We start from the raw sequence: 6969 nt of genomic DNA, 5'->3' as shown, positions 1-6969 counted from the left end.
CGAGCGGTACCAATACTAACCAAACTCCGAATACCCAGGAGTACTATCGGGCAGACACACGGCGGGTGCTAACGTCCGTCGTGAAAAGGGAAACAACCCTAACCATCATCTAAGGCCCCCAAGTCATGGCTAAGTGGGAAACGATGTGGGATTGCTTTGACAATCAGGAGGTTGGCTTAGAAGCAGCCATCCTTTAAAGAAAGCGTAACAGCTCACTGATCAAGCGATCCTGCGCGGAAAATGTAACGGGGCTAAAGCCATGCGCCGAAGATATGGGTTTGCAGTTTACTGCAAGCGGTAGCGGAGCGTTCCGTAAGCCTGTGAAGGTCAACCGTGAGGTTGGCTGGAGGTATCGGAAGTGAGAATGCTGACATGAGTAACGATAAACAGTGTGAGAAACACTGTCGCCGAAAGACCAAGGGTTCCTGCGTAAAGCTAATCTGCGCAGGGTTAGTCGGCCCCTAAGGCGAGGCTGAAAAGCGTAGTCGATGGGAAGCAGGTAAATATTCCTGCACCAGCTGGAAGTGACGGATGGCATAAGTCGTCGGGGCTTATTGGATTGTTCCCGGCGGTGGCGTTGTCCCTGGAAATAACTCCAGCAGAGACCGTACCCGAAACCGACACAGGTGGTCAGGTAGAGTATACCAAGGCGCTTGAGAGAACTGTGCTGAAGGAACTCGGCAAATTGCACGCGTAACTTCGGAAAAAGCGTGACTCACCCTGGGCAACCAGGAATGAGTGGCACAAGCCAGGGGGTAGCGACTGTTTAGCAAAAACATAGGGCTCTGCGAAGCATCAATGCGACGTATAGGGTCTGACGCCTGCCCGGTGCCTGAAGGTTAAAGGGAGGAGTGAAAGCTCCGAACTGAAGCCCAGGTAAACGGCGGCCGTAACTATAACGGTCCTAAGGTAGCGAAATTCCTTGTCGGGTAAGTTCCGACCTGCACGAATGGCGTAACGACTTCCCCACTGTCTCCAGCACAGGCTCAGTGAAATTGAATTCCCCGTGAAGATGCGGGGTTCCCGCGGTCAGACGGAAAGACCCTATGAACCTTTACTATAGCTTCGCCTTGGCGTTAGCGACCGTATGTGTAGGATAGGTGGGAGGCTATGAAGCCGGGGCGCCAGCTCTGGTGGAGCCATCCTTGAAATACCACCCTTACTGTCGTTGACGTCTAACCGAGGGCCGTTATCCGGTCCCGGGACATGGCGTGGTGGGTAGTTTGACTGGGGCGGTCGCCTCCCAAAGTGTAACGGAGGCGCGCGATGGTTAGCTCAGACCGGTCGGAAATCGGTCGTCGAGTGCAATGGCATAAGCTAGCCTGACTGCGAGACTGACAAGTCGAGCAGAGACGAAAGTCGGCCATAGTGATCCGGTGGTCCCGCGTGGAAGGGCCATCGCTCAACGGATAAAAGGTACTCTAGGGATAACAGGCTGATTTTGCCCAAGAGTCCATATCGACGGCAAAGTTTGGCACCTCGATGTCGGCTCATCACATCCTGGGGCTGGAGCAGGTCCCAAGGGTACGGCTGTTCGCCGTTTAAAGTGGTACGTGAGCTGGGTTCAGAACGTCGTGAGACAGTTTGGTCCCTATCTGCCGTGGGTGTTCGAAGCTTGAGAGGATCTGTCCCTAGTACGAGAGGACCGGGATGGACATACCTCTGGTGGACCTGTCGTGGCGCCAGCCGCGCAGCAGGGTAGCTAAGTATGGAATAGATAACCGCTGAAAGCATCTAAGCGGGAAACTAACCTCAAAACAAGGCTTCGCTGAGGATCGTGGAAGACTACCACGTTGATAGGCCAGGTGTGGAAGCGCGGTGACGTGTGAAGCTTACTGGTACTAATAATCCGATCGGCTTGATCGTTTCTCAGCAAAACTCATTCGGTTTTTACTTGCCGAAATCAAAAGACGATATCTTCTCATTTCATTCGTGTGTGTCGGGTTGACCTGGTGGCTCTGTCGGAGGTTCCCCACCCGATCCCATTCCGAACTCGGTCGTTAAGACCTCCAGAGCCGATGGTACTTCGTCTTAAGGCGCGGGAGAGTAGGTCGCCGCCGGGTCTACCCGACACACATGAATGATTTCTCGAACCTTTCTTCCTTTACGCACCGCCTTGCCGCGGGATGGAGCAGCCCGGTAGCTCGTCAGGCTCATAACCTGAAGGTCGCAGGTTCAAATCCTGCTCCCGCACCCAAGCATCACTAAACCCCCGTAGCTCTCGCTCCGGGGGTTGCTGCTTTCTGGGCCTGGCCCAGCGCCAGCAGCGCCGCCAGCCCGCCGTGCACCTCCAACTGGAACTTGCCCAGGCCCTCGACCGGGATGAAGTCCACGCGCTCGATCAGCTTGCGCAGTTCCGCCCGCACCTCCTCGCCGTCCTCTCCGTCGATCGCCTGGTGCAGGTTTTCCGCCAGCCGCCGATAGGCATCGGCGGCGCCGGGGTGAAGCTGGATCGCCGACGGGGCGGCGTCGGCCGCCAGTCGGGCCTGGATCTCGCTCCGGCGGGTCTTCAGCGGCGCGCTGATCGTCTTCAGTTCGTCCGTCTCGATCGCGCCGTCTAGACACATGGCCTGCGCGCGCTTCAGTTTGCGCTCGATCTCGGCCAGTTCGCGTTCCAGGGGTGCTTGTTCGACCTGAAGCGCGCGGCGCTCCGCGTCCGCGGCGGCGTGAAAGGCTCTGACGGCCTCCGCGATCGCTTCCGGCGACAGCAGGTGGGTCTTGATGCCGGTGGGGACGCGCTCTTCCACCGTCTTGGCGGCGATGATTTTGCCGTTGGTGCAGGTCCCGCGTTCGCGGTGTCCGCTGCAGTTATACTTGCCGGCGTTCAGGGTCATGCTGAAGCCGCACTGCTTGCATTTCATCAGGCCGGACAGAAGGCGTTTCGGTTTGCGGCCCTGGGCGGCGGGCAGGGCGGACAGTTCTGCTTTGCGGCTCTGCACCCGCGCCCAGAGTTCATCATCAATGATGCGCAATTCCGGAGCGGCCTGACGGATCCAGTCTTCCGGCGGATTCAGCACCGATGAGCGCTTTCCGGTGTCGGGGTGCTTGCGGTAGCGGCGCCGATTGAACACCCGCACGCCGATATAGAGCTCCTGGTGCAGGATGCCGTCCTGGGCGCGGCGGTCGCCATGGATGGTCGACGGCGTCCATGTCCCGCCCCGCGGCCCAGGCTCGCCTGCTGCAACGGGTCGTGAGCCTATGTTCGCTTAGGGTGGTTAGCGGCTATCGACCTGCTAATGTCGTCGCTACCTTGGGGGAGCCCGATGAAAAGACGGATCGGAGCCGTAAGCGTGGCCTCAGCGGTCACCGCTTCGCTGCTGTTGATAGTGACAATAGCCGGAATAGCTCTCCCTGTTCGGGGACAGGGAATGGACGGCCCCTTGGGAGCCGATTGCATGCTTATGGCGCAGGCGTTGCGCGGCACATCTCACCCTTATCGCGTGATAGCTTCAGATCGTATGTGCAACTGGCGGGAGTTGGGCTTCCCGCGCGCCTTGGCATACGATCAGCTCCCTCTTGGAACCTATGCCGCGAGCCGCACAGTAGAAGCCCCGCGATATAGCCTTGGTGGTTACAGGGCTGAGGTTGATGTCGGGGTGTCTTTGGCGGCGCTGGCCGGCTCGGGGCAGAACTGCACTTATTACCGCTTCTGGGGCACCTGGCATCAGGCGGGCTGCGTGGAGTCTTGGGTGGCTTAATGTCGTCTAAGGGTGGTTAGCGGCCATTGCTCGCTCGCGAGAGATGACCGATGCTTTCCAACCGCAGACTGCAAAGTTGGTCTGACATGTAGGGGCTGGATCAATGCGTTGGGCCGTCGTCGCCACGTTTGCTTTCGGGTTGACCGCCTGCACGCCGGAACCTGAGAAATCATCACCTCAATCGCCCCGATCACTTGAAGAGGCGGGAGCGGTGAAGCCTTCTGACAGCCTCTGTTTGCCTGAGACCGAGGTAAACCGACTGGTCGCCGATGCTCGTCCCTCAGACGAGGACTTCGGGGCGATGATGGGTCATTTTGCGATCTGCCATCAGGATGAGGTCACCGCGCGACAGATCGCTATCCGCCTCAGCGACGCTGGTCTTCCCGTCGCGATGCGGCATGTGGCGATCACGAATCTTAATATGAGGCGCGACTTGGAGACCGTCGTGCCCTTGCTCCAAAGGGCCTCCGGTCTTGGCGATGAAACCGCCAAAGAGGATTTGCGTCGTCTGGTCGTATCAACCGCTGTCGCTGTCGCTGACGCATACGGCATCGAACGAATACGTCCTCCCGTTCCGATTGAGGTTCCGACGCGTTTCCAAGTTCAGTCGGTTGGCCAACTTATTGAGACCTGTTGCTCTGCCGATCTCGATGACGAGGCATTTTGTGACGAAGCAATCAGCCAAATCATGATCGAGACGCGGGCTTGTCGAGGGCGGCCCTTCGCCAGCAGCGTAGGGGCCATACGGGAGCGTATCCGCCGTTCCCAGCCGTCAGCACAACCAGCCTACGAGTTTCTCCGCGATCAGGTTTCGCAATGTGAATTCGGATAACCTGCCGTTCCCGTGGGCCGTCAAGGCCAATGTCCGCAATGGGTCGAATGCGGACTTCGAACGTGATGCCGGCCGAACGTCTGCCTCTGGACGGCCGACCAATGTCCGCTGCTGGCGCGTCTGGGACGTCCCCGAATGGGCCGGATCTGGTCCTCGACGATAGTTGCGCATTGTCGATGTCCGCCTTCAAGCTGGGCGGACCGACTACCCGTGGCTAGTCACCGACAAATGCGAAGACCTGGCACGACCTGATCATGAGCCGCTCAGGCTAGGACGATGCCAGTCCGCTCCTGTAGCACCTGTTTGGCGTAGGCTTTGCCGATCTCCACCATAACTTGAAGGCTGACGCCGCCAACCTTTATGGCCGCGTCCTTTGTGCGCCTCCAGACCTCCGCGTCCCTGATCGTGTCGAGGAACTCGTGGCCAGCATAGGTTAGCCGCTGGACCTCCCACTCCTCGCCGCTAAGGGTGCTAAGGTCTTCACCAACCAGATACCCGGCTTCGATGAGAAGCATCACATGGTAGGCGATCTGCCGTTCCGTGTAGTCGGCGATATCCAGCGGAACGCCTTCATATATACCACCTTCGAACTCCTCCACCTTCAAGAGGATTTTCCGCACCAGCTCTTTTTCGAGTTTCATATCGCTATCCATTCGCGATTCGCTCGCCAGCATCACCTTAGCGTGGCGGCTGAAAACAGGGAGACATACGCTGGCCAAGCCGCCGATACCGAAAAATCAGCACTACGTCCCTCGCATGCTGATGCGTCCATTTGCTGTGCGGGGTGCGGGTAAGGCCGAACAGGTGCAGGTCTTCGACAAGCACTCGGACCGCTCCTTCATCGCGCGGCTAGAGGACGTGCTCGCGGGACGCTACTTCAACACAATCTGGCAGGACGACTTCGTCCAAGATGTCGAAGGTCCTCTGTCCAAGTTGGAGGACAGGGCAGCGCCAGTGCTGCGCAAACTGGTTGATGAACGCTCTTGGGCAAACCTAGATGGCAAGGAGCAAGTAACGCTCGCCTTCTTCTTGGCCGTCCAGTTCGTGAGAGGGCCAGACACTCGTGTGCGCATTGATCAGATGATGGATCAGATGCAGGCGGTCGCCAAGGCCATGGCGAGGGATAAGGCAGACGCCGACGTTCCGGCTGCGCCGACAGCCGATGAGCGCAAGCAGATGGTTTTCGAACTGATGCGGACCTCGGCCGCTGAGTTGGCCGAGTTGCTCCTGAAGAAGACATGGTTGCTTTTCGAACCGGAGGTCGGCGAATTCTATCTCGGTGACACCCCGCTGGCGATGCACAACGACCGCGACATGGGGCCGTATGGAAACATCGGCCTTGCAGTGCCTGGCATTCAAATTTACTGCCCGATCGCTCCAGATTTGTTGCTGGCGCTGTGGTGTCCCTCACTTACTGCGGAACTGCTAGACGCGGAACAGAAGCACCGCACCATGCTGGGCACACTGTCTCTTTTGGAAGCGTTAGGTACTGCGCCGCTGACGCAGGTCGAGCGCGAGGCGTTGGCTCATCTCCGTGCAAAGTGGCCGTTCACAAAGGCGATGATCGCCGCGTTGGAAACACGCACTCCGCTGAAATCGGATGCGGACAACCTGCGCTTCATCAACCACCTTCAGGTACGAAGCGCTGAACGCTACGTCCTGACGCGCAACCAACCCTTTGACCTTGTGAAGGAGATGCTCGCTCACAAGGACTCGTACCGCAGGGGTATGCGGCTGTCATTCTAGCCGACATCTGCCGCTCAACCTATTGAACGTCTGCTTCCAGGCTCGGAGCCAATGACCGCTTATGGCGGCAATGCCGCCGGCAGCCGCTAAGGGCAAGCCTGTCGCGAGGGGCTGCGGTCCGAGACAGCCCTCCGATCGTGACCTCGCCGAAACGGGAAAGCAGTCGCTGCAGCACGCGGCGTCCTATGCTGAGCGGAGTTGTTGTCGTCGAGCCGCTGGCTGCCGGGCCGTGGGCACCCTCAGCAGCTTGGACGCTGGCGCGCGTGCCGCCGGGACGAGGATGGGGATGCCGGCGATCTGGACGTCCACGCGTCGGCTTCTGACGAGGTTGCGGATTTCCCGCTCAAAGGCTGGGAGCCTTGTCGCGGCGATGCGGAAGGTGTGCCAACTCCCACGACGGGCGTGCACGTCGGTGAAGCCGGCGAGGGCTTGGAACCCCGCAGCGTCCTGGATCGGCCGCTGGGCGTGACAGCGTGTCTTCTCAGGGCACCTCGTGTCCGTGACGCGGATACGGACGAGCTTGGTCTTCGATCGGGCCATGACGGCTCTCCTTGATGGAGGGCGATGTGGTCGGGCGGGCGTGCATCGGCCACACCAGCTCCGCTGGGTTGGGAACGATGATGGCGGCGGCTCCCGGTTGATCTAGGAGTTCAGCTCTTCGCCCGTTGCCGTGCGAAGCGGATCTTGCGTGAT

At 59.3% G+C, this 6969-nt stretch carries 4 protein-coding genes, 1 tRNA gene and 2 rRNA genes (1 of these 7 cut by a window edge); 5 read left to right on the top strand and 2 right to left on the bottom strand.

Annotated elements, in window-relative coordinates:
* The 3 genes from V8J38_RS13050 to V8J38_RS13040 form a co-directional block, all read left to right on the top strand.
* Positions 1-1866 (top strand): 23S ribosomal RNA (locus V8J38_RS13050) (it extends 915 nt beyond the left edge of the window).
* 82 nt (positions 1867-1948) lie between these two features.
* Positions 1949-2063: ribosomal RNA gene (rrf, locus tag V8J38_RS13045) — 5S ribosomal RNA — on the top strand.
* A gap of 57 nt (positions 2064-2120) precedes the next feature.
* Positions 2121-2197: transfer RNA gene (locus tag V8J38_RS13040), tRNA-Met, on the top strand.
* 7 nt (positions 2198-2204) lie between these two features.
* On the opposite strand, the gene V8J38_RS13035 is transcribed toward V8J38_RS13040, so the two are convergent.
* Positions 2205-3200 carry a recombinase family protein gene (locus tag V8J38_RS13035; protein WP_338578629.1) on the bottom strand — a complete coding sequence of 332 codons (996 nt, stop codon included), beginning with the start codon at positions 3198-3200 and terminating at the stop codon, positions 2205-2207.
* 601 nt (positions 3201-3801) lie between these two features.
* Between V8J38_RS13035 and V8J38_RS13030 the strand changes: the two genes are divergently transcribed.
* Positions 3802-4530 (top strand): hypothetical protein, encoded by a 729-nt coding sequence (locus V8J38_RS13030; RefSeq protein WP_338576235.1) that lies wholly within the window; start codon positions 3802-3804, stop codon positions 4528-4530.
* Between the two features lie 263 nt (positions 4531-4793).
* Here the strand turns inward: V8J38_RS13030 and V8J38_RS13025 are convergent, their stop codons facing one another.
* Positions 4794-5171: a DUF2513 domain-containing protein gene (locus V8J38_RS13025; RefSeq protein WP_291783572.1), complete on the bottom strand. Its 378-nt coding sequence runs from the start codon at positions 5169-5171 to the stop codon at positions 4794-4796.
* On the opposite strand from V8J38_RS13025, the gene V8J38_RS13020 reads away from it, so the two are divergent.
* Positions 5083-6276, top strand: coding sequence for a DUF4238 domain-containing protein (locus V8J38_RS13020; RefSeq protein ID WP_422388346.1), 1194 nt, complete (start codon positions 5083-5085; stop codon positions 6274-6276). The two genes, V8J38_RS13025 and V8J38_RS13020, sit on opposite strands and share 89 nt — an antisense overlap.
* The last annotated feature ends 693 nt before the right edge of the window (positions 6277-6969 follow it).

Origin of the sequence: Brevundimonas olei, assembly GCF_037055245.1 — a bacterium.
Classification (GTDB): Bacteria; Pseudomonadota; Alphaproteobacteria; order Caulobacterales; family Caulobacteraceae; genus Brevundimonas; species Brevundimonas olei.
This window is presented reverse-complemented; position numbering and strand designations above follow the sequence as displayed.